Below are 19,428 nucleotides of genomic sequence, written 5' to 3' on the forward strand. Positions count from 1 at the left end.
ATCCGCCGGTTGCAGCGGGAGAAAGAAGGAAAACCAATGACAGTCAAAGTGGCAAGCGAGTGGCTCAATTCCTGTTCAGGATGCGAAATTTCCATCGTGGACATGGGCGAGCGCCTGCTGGATGTGCTCAACCTGGTGGATTTTGTACACATGCCGGTCATCATGGATCACAAATATTTCGGCCAGACCGGCCAGGGCGGGCATGTGGAGATCCCCGAAGCCGATGTGGGCATCATCAGCGGCGGGATTCGCAATGAAGAGCACCTGGAAGTGGCCCGGGAGATGCGCAAAAAATGCGGAACAATCATCGCCTTGGGCACCTGTGCCACCCATGGCGGCATTCCGGCCCTGTCCAATTCCTACACCAACCAGGATCTGCTGGACCGGTATTACAGCACCGAGTCAACCACACCGGCACAGGCCTTCCCCACGGACGGCATTCCCCCGCTTCTGGATTCCGCTTATGCCCTGGACGAAAAGATCAAGGTCGATATCTACCTGCCCGGCTGTCCGCCGCATCCGGATCAGATATTCGGTGCCCTGGTCGCCCTGGTTGAAGGCAAGGCGCCGGTACTGCGGGGGAAAAGCGTTTGCGATACCTGCCCCACCATTCGAGAGGGCAAGGGCCAGTTGAAGCAGTTGCGCCGTTTTTTGCAGAAGCCCAAGTTTACCCCCGGAGAATCCATCGACAAAATGCGCTGCCTGCTGGAGCAGGGTATCCTTTGCATGGGCCCGGTGACCCGGGCCGGCTGCGGCGGCGAAGGTGTCCACCCGCGCTGCATCTCCGCACGGGTGCCCTGCCGGGGCTGCTACGGTCCGGTGCGCCATGAAGGCAATCAGCGTCTGGACATGCTCAATGCCCTGGCTTCCAACGGCATCGACATCCAATCCCTGCCGGAAAGTACTTCCCTGCTGCGCTTTTCAGGCGCGCATCAACTGCTGCGGCCCCAATCGGGGCGCTAAGGAGGCTCGTTAAATGGCAAAAACGATCAACATTGCACCGCTGACCCGGATCGAAGGCCACGCATCCATCGCCATCCAGCTGGATGACGCCGGCAACGTCGCCGATTCCAAGGTGCACTTTCAATCCCTGCGCGGCTTTGAAAAATTCGTGGAAGGCAAACCAGCCGAGGAGCTGCCGCGCATCGTCAACCGCATCTGCGGCATCTGCCCCTGGCACCATCACCTGGCCGCCAACAAGGCCGTGGACCGCTGCTTCGGCGTCACGCCGCCGCCGGCAGGCCAGAAGCTGCGGGAACTGATGCAGACCATCGCCCATGCCGAGGACAAGCTGCTGCACTTTTTCTTTCTGGCCGCCGCCGATTTCGTGATCGGGCCGGATGCCGACTATGCCGTGCGCAATGTCATCGGTGTGGCCAAGGCCAATCCGGAATTGGCCCAGAAAGTGGTTCGGATGCGCTTCAAGGCCAAGATGATCCTGGAAAAATTCGCCGGCAAGGCGATCCACCCGGTGGCCGGGGTCACGGGCGGCTTTGCCAAGCCCATGCTGGAAGAGGATCGCAAGCAGATGCTGGCAGACATGCAGGAGATCCTGGATTTCGCCCTGTACACCATCGACTTTGCCAAAACGCAGGTCTTTCCTCCCTATCTGGATACAGTCCAGACCCTGGGCGTTATCAAGACCGGTTTTCTGGGCACCGTGGACGATGACGGCGCCCTGAACCTGTACGACGGCAAACTGCGCCTGATGAAAGCCGACGGCAGCTACACCGACTTCGATGTCCAGGACTACACCGATTACCTGGCCGAACAGGTGGTTCCCTGGTCCTATGGCAAGTTTCCCTATGCCCAAAGCTGGAACGAAGGCTTTTCCCTGGATCTGGACGAACCCAAAGGGATTTACCGGGCCAACTGCCTGGCGCGCATCAATGCGGCCGACAAAATGCCGACCCCAAAGGCCCAGGCGGAACTGGACGAATTCCGCTCAACATTCGGCCGACCGGCCCAGGCCACCCTGCTCTACCACTGGGCCCGGCTGATCGAGGAGGTCTACGCCTGCGAGCACGCCATCGAACTGCTCAATGATCCGGAAATTACCGATCCCGACGTCAGGTCCGAGGTTGTTCCGGGAGCCGGCCGGGGAGTCGGGTGTGTTGAAGCCCCGCGCGGAACCCTGATTCACGACTACTCCACAGACGCAAACGGCCTGATCACCCGGGCCAATATGATCGTGGGAACCACCCACAACCTGGGGCCCATCAACATGAGTGTGAACCAGGCGGCGCGCAGCCTGATTCACGAGGGAAATGTGGACGAGGGCATCCTCAACAAAATCGAAATGTCGGTACGCGCCTACGACCCATGAGTGAGCTGTGCAACCCATCGCCTGGACGGCGATCACGGCATCTCCATCACAATCAGCGACAGTAACGATCGGGTGGTCCGGTCCTGGCCGAACCCTTAGAATCAAGGGGGTTCTCAAGGAACGGTCTTACCGGCCACGGACGGATGCTGCTTTAATGTCCGTGGAGGATCTGGATTCCTCCCGATTTATTTGTTCGTGTCCGTTTTAAAAAGGCCTGTTGGCCCTTTCCTGGATGGACACGAAAATTGGTCTCGCCGCCGCGGGTTTACTTTTCAGCAAACCAATCCTCCGCATGAACCTGCGGCGGCCGGGCCGGTAGAGGGGAGATTGGGGCCGTAGCGACGCAGACGCTTCGGCCCCAATCATCACCCGATCCCCTTAAGGCAACAGGGGGATCCATTCATTTTGCCTGCAAACCCATGGCAGGGGTTCCTCACTGACCCCGTTTTCCGGACGGCACGGAAAACGGGGTCAACGTTTTTGGACGGCTTCGACCGGCACCTTCCTCTGAAGTAACGTTTTCCAGCAGGCTCTGGCCTTTCTATGCTGATAATTATCATGTATAGGCATTGATGACAGTTCAATCTTGATGGTCTCGCAAAAAGTCGAAATTTTCATCTTTTCGTCATTCTGGCGTAGGCCGTAATCCATTAATATCAATGGGTTATGGATGCCGGATCAAGTCCGGCATGACGAATCTGGTACTTTTTACGAAGCCATCAACGTTTGTTCATCCATTTTTCGGATAAGCGGGGAAGGCCATGAAAACCATCGGTTTGCTGGGTGGAATGAGTTGGGAAAGCACGCTGACCTATTACCAGGAAATCAATGCCGGCGTTAAGCAACAGCTTGGCGGGCTGCACTCCGCTCAGATCGTTCTTTACAGCGTCGATTTCGATCCCATCGAAAAGCTTCAGCATCGCGGCGACTGGGAGGCAACCGCCCAAATCCTGTCAAACGCAGCCCGCAGCATCGAAGCCGCCGGCGCCGATTTCTTCCTGATCTGTACCAATACCATGCACAAAGTGGCCGAACCAGTCCAGGCAGCCGTCAAAATCCCATTGCTGCACATCGCCGATGCCACGGCGACGGTGCTGCTGGAAAGCAAGATTCAGCGGGTAGGGTTGCTGGGCACGGCCTTTACCATGGAACAGGATTTCTACAAGGGGCGCCTGATGGACAAGTATGGCCTGGAAGTACTGATTCCCGGCGAGGAGGACCGCCGCCTTGTCCACGAGGTGATCTACAAGGAGCTCTGCCTGGGCAAGATCAAACCGGAATCCAGACAGGCATATGTCGATATCGTCGACGGCCTGGCCCAAAACGGAGCCGAGGCAGTGATTCTGGGCTGTACCGAGATCGGGCTGTTGATCAATCAGGCAGACACAACAGTAGCCCTATATGACACGAGCCTCATCCATGCAGAAAAGGCAGTTGCGTTGGCGCTTGCCGAATAGCCACGATTTTTCCCCGCAAGGGCAGGCGGCGCCTGCCCTTTTCTATTATTCAGCAGCAGACGATCCATAAACGCCTCCGCTTTTTCACCTGCTTTTCACACAACCTTCATCGGCATTTCACCCACCCCGGGCAGGATGCATCCGAAAACGGATTCGTTTCGGCGGCAACCGATCAAACGGGAGGTGGATGATGCGCAAGGCATTGATTTTTCTGTTCATGGTTCTGACAGCGGTATGGGGCAGCTTTCAAACGGCGGAAGCACAAACGGACGGCAAACACCTGTCGCCCTATTTTTTCGTTGAGAGCGGCGGGGAGGGGGAGGAGCAATTTCCCCTGAAATCCACGGCAGTGAAAGCGGTGATCAGCGGGGTGGTGGCCGATGTGACCGTGACCCAGACCTATGCCAATACGGGCACCGGGCCCATCAACGCCCGTTATGTGTTTCCGGCCGGCACGCGGGCGGCGGTCCACGGCATGCGCATGAACGTGGGCGATGAGATCATCGAGGCCCGCATCAAGGCGTGTGAGGAGGCCCGCAAAACCTTTGCTGACGCCAAGGCCAAAGGCAAGCGCGCCTCGCTGCTGGAGCAGCAGCGGCCCAATGTCTTCTCCATGGACGTGGCCAATATCATGCCCGGCGAAGCCATCGCCGTCGAGCTGCACTACAGCGAATTGCTGGTGCCCGAGGAGGGCAAGTACCAATTCGTCTACCCCACGGTGGTCGGGCCGCGCTATTCGACCATCCCCGAAGCCGGCGCCGACGATCATCATCAATGGCTGAGCAATCCCTACCTGACCGAAAGTCAAGCGCCCACCAGCACCTTCGACATCCAGGTCTCCATCGCCGGAGGCCTGCCCATCCAGCAGGTGGCCTGTCCGTCGCACGCCACCGATGTGGCCTGGGCCGGCCCGTCCCGGGCGCAAATCACCCTGGCGTCCGGTGAAGCCCACGGCGGCAACCGGGACTTCATTCTGGACTACCGTCTCAGCGGCGACCGCATCCATTCCGGATTGCTGCTCCACGAAGGGGAGACGGAGAACTTCTTCATGCTCATGGTCCAGCCCCCCGCCCGCATGATGCCGGAGGCCATGCCGCCCAGGGAATATATTTTCGTGCTGGACGTCTCCGGTTCCATGCACGGTTTCCCGCTGGACACGGCTAAATTGCTGATGAAGGACCTGCTGGATAGCCTGCGTCCCGAGGATCGCTTCAATGTGATCCTCTTCGCCGGTGCGGCGCAGCTTTTTGCCCCCCGCTCCATTGCGGCCGATCCGGGCCAGGTACAGGCTGCCGTCCAATTCATCGACAGCCGGCAAGGCGGCGGGGGCACCGAACTGGCCCGGGCGCTTGAGACCGGCCTGGCCCTGCCCCACGATGAGGGCATTGCCCGCACCATGGTCGTGGTCACCGACGGATATATCGCCGCGGAAAAACCGCTGTTCGGCCTGATCGCCGATCAGGTGGGCAACTGCAACCTCTTTGCCTTCGGCATCGGCAGCAGTGTCAACCGTCATCTGATCGAGGGGCTGGCCCGTGCCGGCCAGGGTGAACCCTTCGTGGTCACCGAATCCCGTGACGCCGCAGCAGCTGCCGTCCGGTTCCGGCGTTATATCGATGCGCCGCTGCTCACGGATATCAAAATTGATATCGACGGGTTCGACGCCTACGACGTGGAACCGCTGCGACAGGCCGACCTTTTCGCCCAGCGGCCCCTGATCGTCAGCGGCAAGTGGCGCGGGGCGCCCGCAGGCACCATCGCCATCAGGGGCACCACCGGCGGCGGGCCGCATACGGAGGCGTTCGAGGTCTCGGCTGCCGCGCCGTCGGACGACAACCGCGCACTGCCCTTTCTGTGGGCTCGCCAGCGACTGGAGCGCCTCAGCGACGTTGCGGCGGAGGAAAACGACAAAGAGATTCAAGAACTGGTGACCCGCATCGGGCTGACTTACAAGATGCTCACGGCCTACACCAGTTTCGTCGCGGTCCACGAAAGAGTGGACAACACCGACGCGGCGGCCAGGGACGTGACGCAACCGCTGCCCCTGCCCCTGCATGTGTCCAATTTAGCCGTGGGTGCCCGCAACGTCCCCGAGCCGGGACTGGGACTTCTGATGGTGGCGGTGTTGCTGCCCGGACTATGGATCTTCTGGCGGCGGCACAGATCTGCCGACCATTGCTGACTCACCGATGACGATCAAGGCGCATACCATGGACATCACGACCCACACAAGTCAAATGGAAATCACCGCCGTTCACGAACGCATCAACCGTTTGCTGGCCGCAGCAGCGGCCGCCCTGCTCATGCTGGTACTCAAGCGCCATTACAGTCTGGCCGTGGCCGAAGATCTGCTCTGGATTCTGGCCCCCACCGCTCGGCTGACCGCGTGGGTCGGCGGTGTGCAACCGGTGTGGGAAGCCGGTGTCGGGTACGCCGATTTCGGCCGGGGGATCGTCATTGCGCCGGCCTGCGCCGGAGTCAATTTCATGATCATGGCCTTCGGACTGGCGACTTTCTTCGGGCTCGGACGGCTGCGACGCTTCGCCGGCCTGCTCGCCTGGCTGGTGTTTTCATTTGCCGCCGCCTATCTGGCCGCCCTGGGGGTCAACACCCTGCGCATCGTTCTCTCCACGGCGCTTTACCGGGCGGATATCTATTCGGCCTGGCTCACCCCGGACGCCCTGCACCGCGTCGCCGGCGTCTGGATCTATCTGGGCGGTCTGGGGTTGTTTTTTAGGGGACTGCAGCCCATAATGAACCGATTCGCAAACCGCTTCGACCCGGCACGCCGATCTTTCGACGCCATTCGGTCCCCCTGGCTGCCCTTGGGGTGGTACCTTCTCGGTGCCGTGGGGGTGCCGGCGGTTAATCGGCTCTTCAAAGCGCCGCCGTCTGACTTCGGCATCCATTGTCTGATGGTGTTGGCGGCCGCCATGGTTCTGTGGGGCGGCGGTCTGCTGGCAAAGGTTCTCATTGCCCGGTACATTGCGACAGGAATGCGTTAAATGGCCAAGATACTGATCGTGGAGGATGAACCGGCTATCGCCGATACCATCCAGTATGCCCTGGAGACCGAAGGCTTTACGCCGCTGATGGCTCCTACGGGGCAGGAAGCACTGGAACAGATGGCGGTGCATGCCGTCGATCTGGTAATTTTGGACATCGGCCTGCCGGACATCAACGGCTTCGAGCTGTGCAAACGGATCCGCCACCACAGCGCCCTGCCGATCATTTTTCTCACAGCCCGCAGCGAGGAGGTGGACAGGGTGGTGGGGCTGGAGATCGGCGGGGACGACTACGTGGTCAAACCGTTCAGCCCGCGGGAACTCACCGCCCGGGTCAAGGCGGTCCTGCGCCGTACCCGCTCGGACGCCCCTGCCCTGTCGTCGGCACAGACGGTCTGGGCCGTTGACGAGGCCAGGCGCCGTATCCAATACTTCGGCTGCCGGCTGAAACTCTCGCGGACCGAATTCGACCTGTTGCGGATCCTGATCCGTCGGCCGGGCCTGGTGTTTACCCGCGAGCAACTCATGGCCGCCGTGTGGGACGAACCCGAAGCCAGTATGGACCGTACGGTGGATGCGCACATCAAGAACCTGCGCGCCAAGCTCAAAGGTGTCAAGGCGGATCTCGACCCCATCGTCACCCATCGCGGCACCGGCTACGCCCTGAAGGAAAATATCACCCCGTCATGAAACTCGGACTGCGCATTTTCGGCTGCTACCTGGTCATTTTCTGCATCTGTTTCGCCGTCCCGGTGGGTTGGATGCTGGATACGCTGCGCACCCGCTATCTGGAAGGGGTGGAGGACCCCCTGGTGGACCAGGCCCATATCCTGGCCGGCGTGGTGGGTCGCATGATGGCCGACGGCCGTTTCGATGCGGCCCGCTTTTATGAGACCTTCGATGCCGTCTACAACCGGCCCCTGGACGTGCGCATCTATCATCTCGCCAAGACCGTCGTGGACCCGGTGGTCTACATCACCGATGCCAAGGGAAGGGTGCTCTTTCATTCACGTGATCCCGGACAGGTCGGTGCCGACTACCGCCGCTGGCGGGACGTCAGCCTGACCCTCGACGGGGCTTACGGTGCGCGCACCACTTTGGCCGACCCGAACGATCCGACCTCCTCGATGCTCATCGTGGCCGCGCCGATCATGGTCGACGGCACGCTTGCAGGCGTGCTGAGCGTCGGTAAGCCGACCACCAACATCAACAGCTTCCTGGAGCATGCCAAACCGCGGATGATCCAGGTGGCTGTTTTTGCCGTTGTCATGGCCGTGGCACTGGGCTACCTGGTCGCCCTGTGGATCACGCGGCCCATCAAACGCATGACCGACTACGCCCACGCCGTGTCCGACGGCCGTCCCGCCGTTTTCCCGCGGCTGGACCGCACCGAAATCGGCATCATGGGCCGGGCCTTGCAGAAGATGCAGGCAACCCTGGAGGGCAAGGCCTACGTGGAGCGCTACGTGCAGCAGTTGACCCACGAACTGAAGAGCCCGCTGTCCGCCATCCGCGCCTCGGCTGAACTCCTGGAGGAGGAGGTTCCCCCCGAACGGCGACGACGTTTTCTGACTCACATCCACACCGAGGCCGGCCGGATCAGCGACATTGTCGAGCGCATGCTCACCCTGTCGGCACTGGAGAACCAGCCGCAGCTCGACCGGCGCGAAAAGGTCGATCTCTCCAGTCTGGTGCGCGACGTGATCGAAAGCAAACAGCCCATGATCATGGCCCGGAACATCTCCGTATCTGTCGATATCGACGAAACGACACGGGTCGTCGGCGACGCCTTCTGGCTGCGCCAGGCCGTGGCCAACCTGGTCCAGAACGCCATCGACTTCAGCCGGTCCGGAGGAGAAATCGCCATTCGTTCGGCATCCGACGACCATGCCGTGCAGCTTTGCATCGAAGACAGCGGCGCAACCATCCCCGCCTACGCCCTGAAGAAGATTTTCGACAAGTTCTATTCTTTGAAGCGCCCCGACAGCGGCCGCAAAAGTACCGGCCTGGGACTCAATCTGGTCCGGCAGGTGGCGGCCCTGCACGGCGGAGAGATCACCTTGCAAAACTGCTCGTCCGTTGGCGTTCGTGCCGTGCTGACGCTGCCGACAAAGCGCCGCTGATGGATATCCTGACCCATTCCCTGTCCGGTGCGATGGCCGCTACCGCAATTGCACCGTTTTGCGGTAAACCGACGTATCGAAAGCTGTTGGTGATCGAGAGCGGCACGGTGGGTGCGGTGATGCCGGACATCGACGCAATCACGCGCTGGCCCGGGTTCGACGCCACCATCGGGCGCTGGTTCGATCTGTCGCGATCGGGTCGAGCGATCTACCATGCCAATCTCTGGTATTCTCACCACAATTTTTGCCACTCGCTGGCCTCCGGGGTGCTGTTTACTCTGATGCTGGCGGTGGTCTTTTTGCTTGTCAAAAAAGGTTTTGCTTCTCGCTGCGGCGCTATAAGTGGGCTCAACTCATGGTGGGGCTACCTAATAGCCTTCTTTATCGGCTTCTGTATACATCTTGCGGGGGACCTGCCCACGCCGGGCAGCACCTGGCATGGCATCAAACTCTTCTGGCCTTATACCGTGCCCGTGGGTGGCCTCGGCTATATCTGGTGGTGGAACAACTACGATATCTTTCTGCTGCTTCTATTCGGTTGCAGCATCAACCTCATTGTCATTTTTCTTAACAGCGGTTTAAAAAGCCGCTATCTGAAGGTTGCACCGATGCTGTTTTGCGCAGTGGTCATCGGCACCGCCGTTTTTCAGATCACCCACCGCCCGGTACGCTTTTCGGATACCGGCGGCGCCTGGTCCGAAAAGGAGAGTCGCTCTTTGGCCGTTCAAAGGAAAATTATAGGCGATCCGCTTTATCGGACTATGGTTAAAATGGACCGCAGCCTGCCGTTTCCATTTTAAAAATTTATATGGGATATACTCTTTTTCCACAGATTATGATTTCAGTGAACAGCTTGTTTTTTACCAGTGCAACGGTTAAATGATTACAGACTTCCTAAACCGCTCTTAAATAGGGGAAACGCGTGCCCCTTCAAAAAAAATCCATCTGGCGAAAAATAGGATTCGGAATCGGGGTATTCCTGTTGATTCTGCTGGGACTCGGCCAGTTCTACAAAAAAGACCTGCTGCGCCTGAGGTTCGTGCTGACCCTGTTCGAACCGCCCACCATTGCGGAAAATTTCAGGAGCATGACCCGGTTTTTCGATACCCGCAAGGTGCAGCGCAGCGGCCCGCTTTACCGGATTCCATACGAAAGCAAGAAGCTGCCCGCATCCTATCCCTACAACGGAAGCCAACATGATCTGGCCGAATGGATCGAGCGGACCGGTACCACCGGCATCATCATCATCCATGACGGCAAGATTGCCTTCGAACGCTACTACCGGGGCAACAATGCCCAGACCCGTTGGATATCCTGGTCGGTCTGCAAATCCATGGTATCGGCCCTGGTGGGGTTTGCCATCCAGGAAGGTCTGATCGACAGCCTCGACGACCCGGTGACGGCCTATGTGTCCCTGTTGAAGGCCTCCGGCTACAACGGGGTGCGAATCAAGGATGTCCTCCAGATGTCTTCCGGGATCGCGTTCAACGAAGATTATGGCGATTTTCATTCGGACATCAACCGCATGGGGCGCACTTTCGCCCTGGGCACGGCTATGGACGACTTCGTTGTTTCGCTGGAAAACCAGCGGCAGCCAGGCACCTTCCATCACTATGTGAGCATGGACACCCAGGTGCTGGGAATGGTGCTGCGGGAGGCCACCGGCCAGAGCCTGTCTAAATACATGGAAAAATGCCTCTGGTCACGTCTGGGAACCGAAGCCGATGCCTTCTGGATTATTGACGGCAATGGAATGGAGTTGGCCTTTGGCGGTTTCAACGCCGTCTTGCGGGACTATGCCCGGTTCGGGCTTCTGTTTCTCAACGAGGGCAAAAACTTCAGGGATCAACAGCTCCTCCCGGCTCAATGGATCAGGGATTCCGTGACGCCCGACCAACCTCGCCTCATGCCCGGGGCCGGCAACCCGGCCTCGTCCACTCCCCTCGGGTATGGATATCAATGGTGGCTTCCCCGGACGCCTGACGGGGATTACTGCGCCATCGGCATCTATGGCCAGTTTATCTACGTTCACCCAAAATACCGGGTGGTGATCGCCAAAACCTCGGCCTACACAGATTACAACCGGTCCGGGGATGAAATGGAATTCGAATCCCTGGCGGTCTTCCGGTCCATCGCCGAACAGATGGATCGAATCCCCTAACCTCCGCCCCGACCTGACAGATTCCGGATTGTAAAAGAACTAACCAACGGGCTTTTGCCAACTTACTCCCCCTGTCACCTGCAGGTTTCAGCATCGTCTCCAGCGATGTTACACGTCGATCCAATCCGCGGCGGACGGCACCCCCTTACTTAATTCTAATTATTTGTTATTATGTGAAAATTCAAAATAACTGGATTTTTTCAAATCCAGGCACGCCTGTTGCGTTAATCCCTGGCAAACCGCGAATCTGAAACGCTAAACGGAGGGAGGATAAAATGAATCTTGGGTTTTTAGGAGAAATTCATTTCAATATGCAGTTTCTTTCGGCCTTGATCAGCATCGTCATCATTGACCTGGTACTGGCCGGCGATAATGCCGTAGTCATTGCCATGGCGGTGAAAAAGCTCACCGGCCGCCAGCGAACCCTGGGAATCGCAGCGGGTGCCGGTGGCGCGGTTCTCGTCCGGGTGGTGTGCACATTTTTCGTCGCCAAACTGCTCATGATTTCGTTCATCAAACTGCTGGGCGGTGCCGTCATTTTGTGGATCGCCGTCAAGCTGCTGGTAGAAGGGGCGGAAGACGAAAACGTCCGGGAGGCGGGAAACCTCTGGCAGGCCGTATGGATCATCGTTGTGGCAGACATGAGCATGGGAATCGACAACATGCTGGCTGTTGGCGGCGCCTCCCATGGCAACTTTTTCCTGCTCATCTTCGGTCTGGCGCTGAGCATCCCCTTCGTCGTCTTCATGAGTTCGCTGCTGGCCCGCCTGATGGACCGGTACCCAATCATCCTGTATATCGGCTCCGGTATTCTGGGAAAGGTCGGCGGCGAAATGATGATTACCGACCCGGTTGTCCACAATTGGCTGCACCCGCCCAAGGCCCTCGAATACGCAGTGATGGCTTTCTTCACCATTGGCGTCATCGCTTTGGGCCGCTGGATTCTGCTGAGGCGCAAGCAGCCCGCCGAAGCGATGTTACCGGCAATGGATATGGCCAAGGCCCCAGCCGTTTCCATCTCCGGAGAGCAGCAAGGGTAGTTCTCCATCTGTTTTCCCTGGATGCGGAGTGCCGTCAGTCGACTCCGCGATCCTCCCCGCTGAACCCGCCCATCCGGCCGCCCCCCGGGTGGACGGGTTCAATCTTCTCTTATTTCTCCCGCATTCCGCCATATTTGAAAGTATTCGGCACCCCACTAAGCTCCAACAATTCTCATGTCTTCCTGAAAAAGACAGGACCCCCTGAACACTGTCCACTGGCAGTATTCAGGGAAGAAAAATCTTCGAAGAATTCTTCCTGATATACAGATATTATATAATAAATTCTTTATGTTATAATATTTTTTCTCTTTGGCATGCTTGGCATGACGATTGTAACGGTCCGAGATAAGAAAACACAAAATTTGAGAATCCTTTAAACACTTCAACAAAGGAGAAGAAAAAATCAGGTCTCGGAAATTGTATCGCCAAATCGATGTATCAATCTTCATGCGCATAAAGGAGGTATAGATGAGCAATTCAACCAATGAGAAAGTAGCCGGATGGGAGGTCGCCAGAAATCTCGAAGGCCAGAAGACAACGATTTTGGAACGTCTGATCCCCGAGTGGCGTCAAATGAAAGCGGCCTTGGGCGGTGTTTTCGTATTTTTCCTCGTTTTTCTGTTGGGGTGCTGGCTGGCAGGCAACCCCTTCGAACCCACGGTAAGAATTCAGTCGCCCTACTCGGTGGCCCACGGCCTCCAAGGCAACACGTGGCACATCGTATGGAGCGTGGTGCTGTTGGCCGCCTTTTTCGAATTCATGGACGCTTCAGCAGGGATGGGCTTCGGCACCGCGCTGACGCCAATACTGCTGGTGCTTGGCTTCGATCCCAAACAGATCGTGCCGGTGGTCATGATCCAGCAGGGTGTCGCCGGCCTGGTGGGCGCCTTTCTGCATCGGGAATTCGAAAACGTGGAATGGAAATTCAAACCCATGTCCGAAACGGTCAAGCTGTGGTTCATTATCGGAGTGGTGGGATGTATCGCCGTATCGGTCTCCATTGTAGGCGTATACAAGATCCTCCACGTGGACAAGATTTGGATCAAGCTCTATGTGGCCGCGTTGCTGCTGGTCATGGGTGGCGCCTCCCTCTTCCAGGGAACCAAAGAAAGGGAGTACAGGCCCAAACGCATGATCGGATTCGCCGCTTTAGCCGGTTTCAATAAAGGTGTGGGCGGCGGCGGCTATGGCCCCGTGGTGACCATCGGCGGTCTGCTTTCCGGCGTTCCGGTGAAAAGCATGCTGGCCGTGACGGCCATCAGCGAGGGAACGGTAAGCGGCTTCTCCATCATCGTCTGGCTGGCCCTGCTTACCAGCGGTGTGCAGATCGACTATTTGCTGCTGCCCTCCTTTATGATTGCCACCATGTTCTCTGCCATTGCGGCACCCTATATGACCCGGGTGTTTCCGGAAAAATTGTGGAAAATTGTGGTCCCCGCCTACTGTCTGGTGGTGGCCGGCATCTGCTTCTGGAAAATCGCCCCGGGAGTGATCGCCAAACTGAGCGGCGGATGATGTCCGATCCGGTTGCCCCGGACCCTGCTCCTACGGGGGTAGGGGCAACCGGTACCCATCCCCGACCGAAAACCAAATGGAAGCCGGTCGTGCAAAAAGCGATTTTCCAGCCGTGACAAACGATTGACCGGGAGAAGAGGACCGATGAATAATGCTACTCAAAAACCCACCGAGGATATGACCGACTGGCGGCTGCAAGCCGGACCGGCACGCAATCGGATGCACTCTTTCGGCCTGACCATGATCGTTATGGGTGCCAGTTTCATGCTTTATTATCTGGGCCTGTTCGGAACCGTTGACGGACCGCTGACCCCGGAAAAAATGGGAGCTGCGCTCTCCGGGTTGGGGGTGACCCGCCGCCACGTGATTGTCGTACTCCTGTCGATTCTTATCGCCGCAATCTCCTGGAACTGGATCTTCAACCTGACCAGCCTGATCGCTGGCAGCCGCTTGACCTGCACGGCCAAGAAAAAGGGCGCGAACCGATGCTGCGGTGAGTCGGTCAAGCGCGTGCGTCGCCGATCCGATCGCTCAAACCGAACGGTCGTCGAATATGTCTGTCCATGCGGCCATCGACGAACCGAAGCCCATTTTCACCCGGTTAAAAAAGGGGTGGTGAGCCATACCGTTTGGGTGGGTTGTCTGGCGTTTGTACTCATCGCCCTTTTTTGTGCTTAAGCGACGACGATTCACTACGTGCATCGGGGTTGACAGTCGGTAAAAAATTCTGACAGCCAACCGAACGGCAGGCCATGACGCGCTACCCTTGAAGAGCCTGTCTTTAGGGCTCTTTTTTCGGCGCTACAGTCAACTGCTTCATGGCACATGATTTGCTCCGCTGATCGCCATGGAAAACGCTTCGTTGGTTAAACGGCAGCAGAAACGCGCCTGGATCATTGCCGTCGTTGCCGTCCTGATTCTGATAGCGGCCACGGGCGTTCATTTTCTTTTCGGCCGCCGGATGATTGCTCTGGTCAGCGACCAGTTCAATCAGGAGCAGCTTACCGTGGCCCGGAGCATCCGGAAGTTGGTGGAAACGTCCCTCAACACCCTGGAAAAGGAGCTGTTGAATCTTGCCGGCAGCGTTTCCGCAGCGCAATCTGATCCGGTCGACCTGCTGGCGGGTCTGCGGCCCGAACTGGAAATAATCTCAAGGCCCGGTGTCGAAGAAATTAGGCTGTGGGATCGCAAGAACCAAACCATGGGTGTCTTTTCCCATGGAAACCTGTTCGCCGAATCTGCGGCAGCGTTTCCGGACATCGATTCTCTGCCGCTTCCGGAATCGGGAGAAGTCCGGCTTACGCGTCCATGCACCGCCGGCTCACGGGTTTACCTGTATCTGATTGCCCCTTTGGGTTCCGTCGGCGATCAATATCTTATTTTCCGACTGAACCTGACCTGGTTTCTTTCTCCTCTGCTTACGGGAGTTCGATCCGGTGCCAGCGGATATGCCTGGGTCATCGATGGAAGCGGATATTTTCTCTATCATCCCTATATGGATTTTATCGGCCACAGCGCTTTCGACATTCGCCGGGAGACCTACCCGGATCTGAGTTTTTTTAAAATCGATCGGATTCAGAAGGAGGAGATGCTGCAGGGACGGGAGGGAACCGGGACCTATGAATCGGCCTGGCACCGGGGGCTGGCCGGAAAGATGTCCAAGCTGATCGCCTACTGCCCCATTCATGTCTCCCAGGAGCCGAAGCAATTCTGGAGTGTCGCCGTCGTCGCGCCGATCCACGAAATCGCCAGTGCAATCGGTCAGGTCCAGCGCTGGCAGTTGGTTCTCCAGGGGGTAACAATCCTGGTAGTCGGTGCCGCGGCCGCGGCCCTTTTGCTGTTCGAGGTCCGTTTCTCGCGGCGGCTGGAAAAGCTGGTGGATGCACGCACCCGGGCGTTGAAGCGCTCCGAGGAGCGCTACCGTCTGCTGATCGAAAGTGCAGAGGACTTTATTTTTACACTCAACGCGGCCATCTGTTTGAAATCGGTGAACAGTTTCACCGCCAATTTTTTCGGCAGTGACGCCGAACAACTGATCGACCGCCCCCTGGCCGACCTGCTGGATGAGGATGTGGCCCGCAAGAACACAAAAGCGATCAGACAGGTGTTTGACTCCGGGCGAAGCGTCCGTGAAGAGATTGAAATCCGATCCGTGGATCCGCCGGTCTGGCTCAACGCCAACTACATGCCCCTGAAGAACGAAACCGGCGAAATTCATCTTGTTCTTTGCATCGCCCGGGACATCACCGAAAACAAAATGCTCCAGCGCCGTCTGGTGACGACGGAAAAGCTTGCGGCTTTAGGAACCCTGGCCGCCGGGGTGGCCCACGAAATCAACAACCCGCTGGGGGTCATCCTCGGATTTTGCGACCTTCTGGTGCGCAAGCAGGAGCCTGGCAGCCAGGTGTACGAAGACCTGAGAATCATCGAGCGTCAGGGGCTGCACTGCAAACAGATCGTAGACAACCTGCTCAGTTTTGCCAGGGATCGCAAGGTGTCGGAGAAGAGCGCCGATCTGAATCTGTGCCTGGTGGAAATTCTCACGGTGGCCCGGCACAGCATCGAGCGCCGGGCCGTCACCGTAAAAACCGATATCGCCAGAAGACTGCCCATGGTCAACGGAGACTGCCGGCAGTTGCAGCAGGTTTTTCTCAACCTGATGAACAATGCCGTGGATGCCATGCCGGAAGGCGGCGTTCTGACCATTTCGGCTGCTTACGATAAGGGATCACGGCAGGTGATCGTGAAGGTGGCGGACAACGGATGCGGTATCCGCGAGGACCGCATGGACCGGATCTACGAGCCTTTTTATACGACCAAGCCAGAGGGTGAAGGCACGGGCCTGGGGCTGTTCGTCATCTACGGCATCGTCCATGGGTTCGGCGGATCGATTCACTGCGAAAGCCGGGTGGCCGAAAAACCCGGCGAGAAGAGCGGCACCACTTTCATTGTGAAGCTGCCCCAACATCCAAAGGAGAAATCGTGAAAGGCTGCATATTGGTGGTGGATGACGAGCGGGACATGCTGTTGCTGCTCGAACGCATCATAACCGAAGATACCGGGCACCGGGTGGAAACCACGACGGATCCGTACGATGCGCTCAGCCGGATCGGCACCGGCGGCGTGGATCTGGTGATTACGGATCTGAAAATGCCGAAAATGGACGGCATCCATTTGCTGGAAAAAATTAAAACCCGAGATCGGACGGTTGCGGTTGTGGTGATGACCGCTTTCGGAACTATCGAAACGGCGGTGGAAGCGACCCGCAAGGGCGCCTGCGATTACATTACCAAACCTTTCCGTCGCGAACGCATTCTGGTTACGATCGAAAACGTCATGAGTTTTCAGTCCGTCACACGGGAGAACCGGGTGCTTCGGGCCGCGCTCGAAAAAAAAGACGGATTCGCTTCGCTGCTGGGCGGCACACCGATCATGCGTAAAATCTTCGACCGGATCAGGCAGGTCGCCCCGACCCAGGGCACCGTCCTGATTACCGGCCCCAGTGGTACGGGCAAGGAATTGGTGGCCAAAGCCCTGCATTCTTCCAGTAAGCGCAGGGACAAGGCCCTTGTCACCCTGAACTGCACGGTGATTCCTGAAAATGTGCTGGAAAGCGAACTGTTCGGCCATGTCAAAGGTGCGTTTACCGGTGCCTGGAAAGACAAGCGGGGCATGATCGAAGATGCCCATGGCGGCACCCTTTTTCTGGATGAAATCGGGGATCTGAGCCCCGTTTTGCAGACCAAGCTGCTGCGCCTGATTCAGGAAGGCGAGTACCGGCCGGTGGGAGGCAATGGGATCCGGCGGGCGGACATCCGGTTCATCGCGGCCACCAACCGCATACTCAATGAAGAGATCGCCCAGGGGCGGTTCCGGGAAGATCTTTACTACCGGCTCAACGTCATCCACTTCGACATGCCCCCGCTGGTGGACAGACGGGGCGACATCCCCTTATTGAGCCAGCATTTTTTGAAAAAGTACGCGGCCCTGAACGGCAAGACGATCACCCGGATCTGTCCCCTGGCCATGCGGCGCCTCATGGACCGGGACTATCCGGGCAATGTCCGGGAACTGGAAAACATCATCGAGCGGGGAGTCATTTTCTGCCGCACCGAAACCCTGGCAACCGACGACCTCTTTCTGGACGAACAGCATTCGGAACCCTCTGGCGCCTTCCCATCGTCTTTGGGCGATCTGCCATTCAGGGAGGCCAAGGATCGGATGATCGACCTTTTCCACCGGCACTACATCGACCAACTGCTGCGCAACAACTCGGGCAATGTCAGCCGGGCGGCCCAGCGGGCGGGCATCCAGCGTCAATATCTGCATCGCCTTATGAAGGAATCGGGCATAACGACCGAGGACTATCGCCATCCGGCGGCCGGGGAGTGAGACCATGACGAACGGCCAAGGGTTCAGGAGACACGAATCCCGATCACGGCAAATGCGTCCCGGAGACGGACCTGGCCCACCGGGCGCTTGTTACAGAGTACCGCGATGGTGTCGCGATTGTGCCTGATCATGACCTCGATGGCCGTTGTTACCGGATCGTTGAGATGCACCGAAGGTTCGAGGGCCAGTTCCCGGGTGGCCGGAAGCATAATTTTTCCGACACAGTTGAGGGTTTGGGTATGCATGATCAACAAACACTGCAAACCAAATGCCACAGCGGTTCCGTTTTTCCCTTCGGTCTTCGGTTGATCGGTTCCGCAATGGATTTTCCGGCCGAACGGGTGTGGGTTGCATCTGGCCTGCGGACAGGGTGTCCAAACACGGGAGACAAGCGTCGGCGAAGATGTATCCTCCCGGTTTTCGGCCATGTCCCTGGCGAGAAGGGACCGCCCATTTCCAGGAGATGCCATCATGGCTGAAGGATGCGATGGGAAAGAGGGTCGGCGGGTGCTTCTGGTTGACGATGAAGCGCGTTTTGTCCTTCAGTTGGGCAAACTACTGAAAGCGCGAAATTTTGAAGTGGCCACCGCCCCGGACGGCCGTCAGGCTCTGGCACTGATGGAAACCCGGCGCTTCGATGCGGTGCTGCTGGATCTTCGCATGCCGGAGTTGGACGGCATGGCCACCCTGGCCCGGATTCAACAGCAAAAACACCCCCCGGCTGTGATCATTCTCACCGGGCACGCCACGCTGGAATCGGGCGTCGAGGCCATCCGTCAGGGCGCTTTCGACTACCTGATCAAACCTTGCAGCATCGAAGATCTGGAAGCCAAATTGAATCAGGCTTGTGAAGCAGGACAGATCCGGCGCCACCCGGTGCTCTGGCCCCGCAGCGTCGCCGGAGAACTGGTCCTGGAAGCGTTTCGGCGCATCGCGGATACGGACCCGCTGCTGGAAGCCGTTTCGATCTTCAACCACCGCCTGCCCCGGATGGGGGGCGAAACCCTGTATATCGTCGATGGCGATGGACGCCTGGCCGGTCATTTGAGCAAGAAGGACATTTTGGACAGAACAAACGGAGCGCAAGGCAACAGGATTTCATGGGCGGATTTGTCGGCCAATCCCCAATGGCTGCCGGAACTGACGGTCGGCGATGCGATGATTCCGGATACCGTCGCCGTCCAACCCGAAACGGCGCTCGACCAGGTGGCAACCATAATGATTGCACACGGATTTCACACCCTGCCGGTTGCCGACGAAAACCGCCGGGTACTCGGCGTAATCCAGCTCAAGGACGTTTTGGTCTATCTGGACGGCCCCCGAAGCCGGATGGATGAAGATACGTGTTCACGGGGTTGAAATACAGAATGTGCTGAAACTGGCGGATCCGTAGGCGTTTACAGGGTGCC

General features: G+C 58.1%; 16 protein-coding genes. 15 read left to right on the top strand and 1 reads right to left on the bottom strand.

The genetic code is table 11. The features are described from left to right. Positions 1-36 precede the first annotated feature (36 nt). From GN111_RS19675 to GN111_RS19740, 14 genes are all read left to right on the top strand, one after another. Positions 37-963, top strand: a complete 927-nt coding sequence (locus tag GN111_RS19675) for an NADH-quinone oxidoreductase subunit B family protein (protein WP_155305382.1) — start codon at positions 37-39, stop codon at positions 961-963. A 13-nt stretch (positions 964-976) separates the two neighbouring features. Beyond that, positions 977-2,326, top strand: a complete 1,350-nt coding sequence (locus GN111_RS19680) for a Ni/Fe hydrogenase subunit alpha (protein ID WP_170302372.1) — start codon at positions 977-979, stop codon at positions 2,324-2,326. A gap of 761 nt (positions 2,327-3,087) precedes the next feature. After that, positions 3,088-3,783, top strand: a complete 696-nt coding sequence (locus tag GN111_RS19685; protein WP_155305384.1) for an aspartate/glutamate racemase family protein — start codon at positions 3,088-3,090, stop codon at positions 3,781-3,783. Between the two features lie 187 nt (positions 3,784-3,970). Further along, complete coding sequence (locus GN111_RS19690; protein ID WP_155305385.1) at positions 3,971-5,965, top strand: VIT domain-containing protein; 1,995 nt, start codon at positions 3,971-3,973, stop codon at positions 5,963-5,965. Between the two features lie 28 nt (positions 5,966-5,993). After that, the gene (gene xrtK / locus GN111_RS19695; protein WP_170302373.1) at positions 5,994-6,788 is read left to right on the top strand and encodes an exosortase K; all 795 of its coding nucleotides are present in this window, start codon (positions 5,994-5,996) and stop codon (positions 6,786-6,788) included. Beyond that, complete coding sequence (creB, locus tag GN111_RS19700) at positions 6,789-7,478, top strand: two-component system response regulator CreB (protein WP_155305387.1); 690 nt, start codon at positions 6,789-6,791, stop codon at positions 7,476-7,478. It abuts the gene before it with no gap. Further along, complete coding sequence (gene creC / locus GN111_RS19705; protein WP_155305388.1) at positions 7,475-8,911, top strand: two-component system sensor histidine kinase CreC; 1,437 nt, start codon at positions 7,475-7,477, stop codon at positions 8,909-8,911. Before creB ends, creC begins: the two co-directional genes overlap by 4 nt. Continuing rightward, positions 8,911-9,711 carry a metal-dependent hydrolase gene (locus tag GN111_RS19710; RefSeq protein WP_155305389.1) on the top strand — a complete coding sequence of 267 codons (801 nt, stop codon included), beginning with the start codon at positions 8,911-8,913 and terminating at the stop codon, positions 9,709-9,711. Before creC ends, GN111_RS19710 begins: the two co-directional genes overlap by 1 nt. A gap of 122 nt (positions 9,712-9,833) precedes the next feature. Then, the gene (locus GN111_RS19715; RefSeq protein ID WP_155305390.1) at positions 9,834-11,072 is read left to right on the top strand and encodes a serine hydrolase domain-containing protein; all 1,239 of its coding nucleotides are present in this window, start codon (positions 9,834-9,836) and stop codon (positions 11,070-11,072) included. 275 nt (positions 11,073-11,347) lie between these two features. Continuing rightward, positions 11,348-12,112 (top strand): TerC family protein, encoded by a 765-nt coding sequence (locus GN111_RS19720; RefSeq protein ID WP_155305391.1) that lies wholly within the window; start codon positions 11,348-11,350, stop codon positions 12,110-12,112. Positions 12,113-12,580: 468 nt separating this feature from the next. Further along, positions 12,581-13,627, top strand: a complete 1,047-nt coding sequence (locus GN111_RS19725; protein WP_155305392.1) for a sulfite exporter TauE/SafE family protein — start codon at positions 12,581-12,583, stop codon at positions 13,625-13,627. A gap of 144 nt (positions 13,628-13,771) precedes the next feature. After that, on the top strand, positions 13,772-14,305 hold the full coding sequence (locus tag GN111_RS19730) for a hypothetical protein (protein ID WP_155305393.1): 534 nt from the start codon (positions 13,772-13,774) through the stop codon (positions 14,303-14,305). Between the two features lie 169 nt (positions 14,306-14,474). Then, positions 14,475-16,613, top strand: coding sequence for a sensor histidine kinase (locus GN111_RS19735; protein WP_155305394.1), 2,139 nt, complete (start codon positions 14,475-14,477; stop codon positions 16,611-16,613). Further along, entirely contained in the window at positions 16,610-18,019 is a 1,410-nt protein-coding gene (locus GN111_RS19740) for a sigma-54-dependent transcriptional regulator (RefSeq protein WP_155305395.1), read from the top strand. Before GN111_RS19735 ends, GN111_RS19740 begins: the two co-directional genes overlap by 4 nt. Positions 18,020-18,042: 23 nt before the next feature. On the opposite strand, the gene GN111_RS19745 is transcribed toward GN111_RS19740, so the two are convergent. After that, positions 18,043-18,264 (bottom strand): hypothetical protein, encoded by a 222-nt coding sequence (locus GN111_RS19745; protein ID WP_155305396.1) that lies wholly within the window; start codon positions 18,262-18,264, stop codon positions 18,043-18,045. Between the two features lie 226 nt (positions 18,265-18,490). Between GN111_RS19745 and GN111_RS19750 the strand changes: the two genes are divergently transcribed. Further along, on the top strand, positions 18,491-19,378 hold the full coding sequence (locus GN111_RS19750; protein ID WP_170302374.1) for a CBS domain-containing protein: 888 nt from the start codon (positions 18,491-18,493) through the stop codon (positions 19,376-19,378). Positions 19,379-19,428 lie beyond the last annotated feature (50 nt).

Origin of the sequence: Desulfosarcina widdelii (genome assembly GCF_009688965.1) — a bacterium.
Taxonomy (GTDB): domain Bacteria; phylum Desulfobacterota; class Desulfobacteria; order Desulfobacterales; family Desulfosarcinaceae; genus Desulfosarcina; species Desulfosarcina widdelii.

What these genes read in the sequence shown, in the direction of transcription:
- GN111_RS19725 (WP_155305392.1), top strand. Translation starts at nt 12,581, where the DNA reads ATGAGCAATTCAACCAATGAGAAAGTAGCCGGATGGGAGGTCGCCAGA.
- GN111_RS19685 (WP_155305384.1), top strand. Translation starts at nt 3,088, where the DNA reads ATGAAAACCATCGGTTTGCTGGGTGGAATGAGTTGGGAAAGCACGCTG.
- GN111_RS19745 (WP_155305396.1), bottom strand. Translation starts at nt 18,264, where the DNA reads ATGCATACCCAAACCCTCAACTGTGTCGGAAAAATTATGCTTCCGGCC.
- creB (WP_155305387.1), top strand. Translation starts at nt 6,789, where the DNA reads ATGGCCAAGATACTGATCGTGGAGGATGAACCGGCTATCGCCGATACC.
- xrtK (WP_170302373.1), top strand. Translation starts at nt 5,994, where the DNA reads ATGGACATCACGACCCACACAAGTCAAATGGAAATCACCGCCGTTCAC.
- GN111_RS19735 (WP_155305394.1), top strand. Translation starts at nt 14,475, where the DNA reads ATGGAAAACGCTTCGTTGGTTAAACGGCAGCAGAAACGCGCCTGGATC.
- GN111_RS19710 (WP_155305389.1), top strand. Translation starts at nt 8,911, where the DNA reads ATGGATATCCTGACCCATTCCCTGTCCGGTGCGATGGCCGCTACCGCA.
- GN111_RS19720 (WP_155305391.1), top strand. Translation starts at nt 11,348, where the DNA reads ATGAATCTTGGGTTTTTAGGAGAAATTCATTTCAATATGCAGTTTCTT.
- creC (WP_155305388.1), top strand. Translation starts at nt 7,475, where the DNA reads ATGAAACTCGGACTGCGCATTTTCGGCTGCTACCTGGTCATTTTCTGC.
- GN111_RS19750 (WP_170302374.1), top strand. Translation starts at nt 18,491, where the DNA reads ATGGCTGAAGGATGCGATGGGAAAGAGGGTCGGCGGGTGCTTCTGGTT.
- GN111_RS19730 (WP_155305393.1), top strand. Translation starts at nt 13,772, where the DNA reads ATGAATAATGCTACTCAAAAACCCACCGAGGATATGACCGACTGGCGG.
- GN111_RS19675 (WP_155305382.1), top strand. Translation starts at nt 37, where the DNA reads ATGACAGTCAAAGTGGCAAGCGAGTGGCTCAATTCCTGTTCAGGATGC.
- GN111_RS19690 (WP_155305385.1), top strand. Translation starts at nt 3,971, where the DNA reads ATGATGCGCAAGGCATTGATTTTTCTGTTCATGGTTCTGACAGCGGTA.
- GN111_RS19680 (WP_170302372.1), top strand. Translation starts at nt 977, where the DNA reads ATGGCAAAAACGATCAACATTGCACCGCTGACCCGGATCGAAGGCCAC.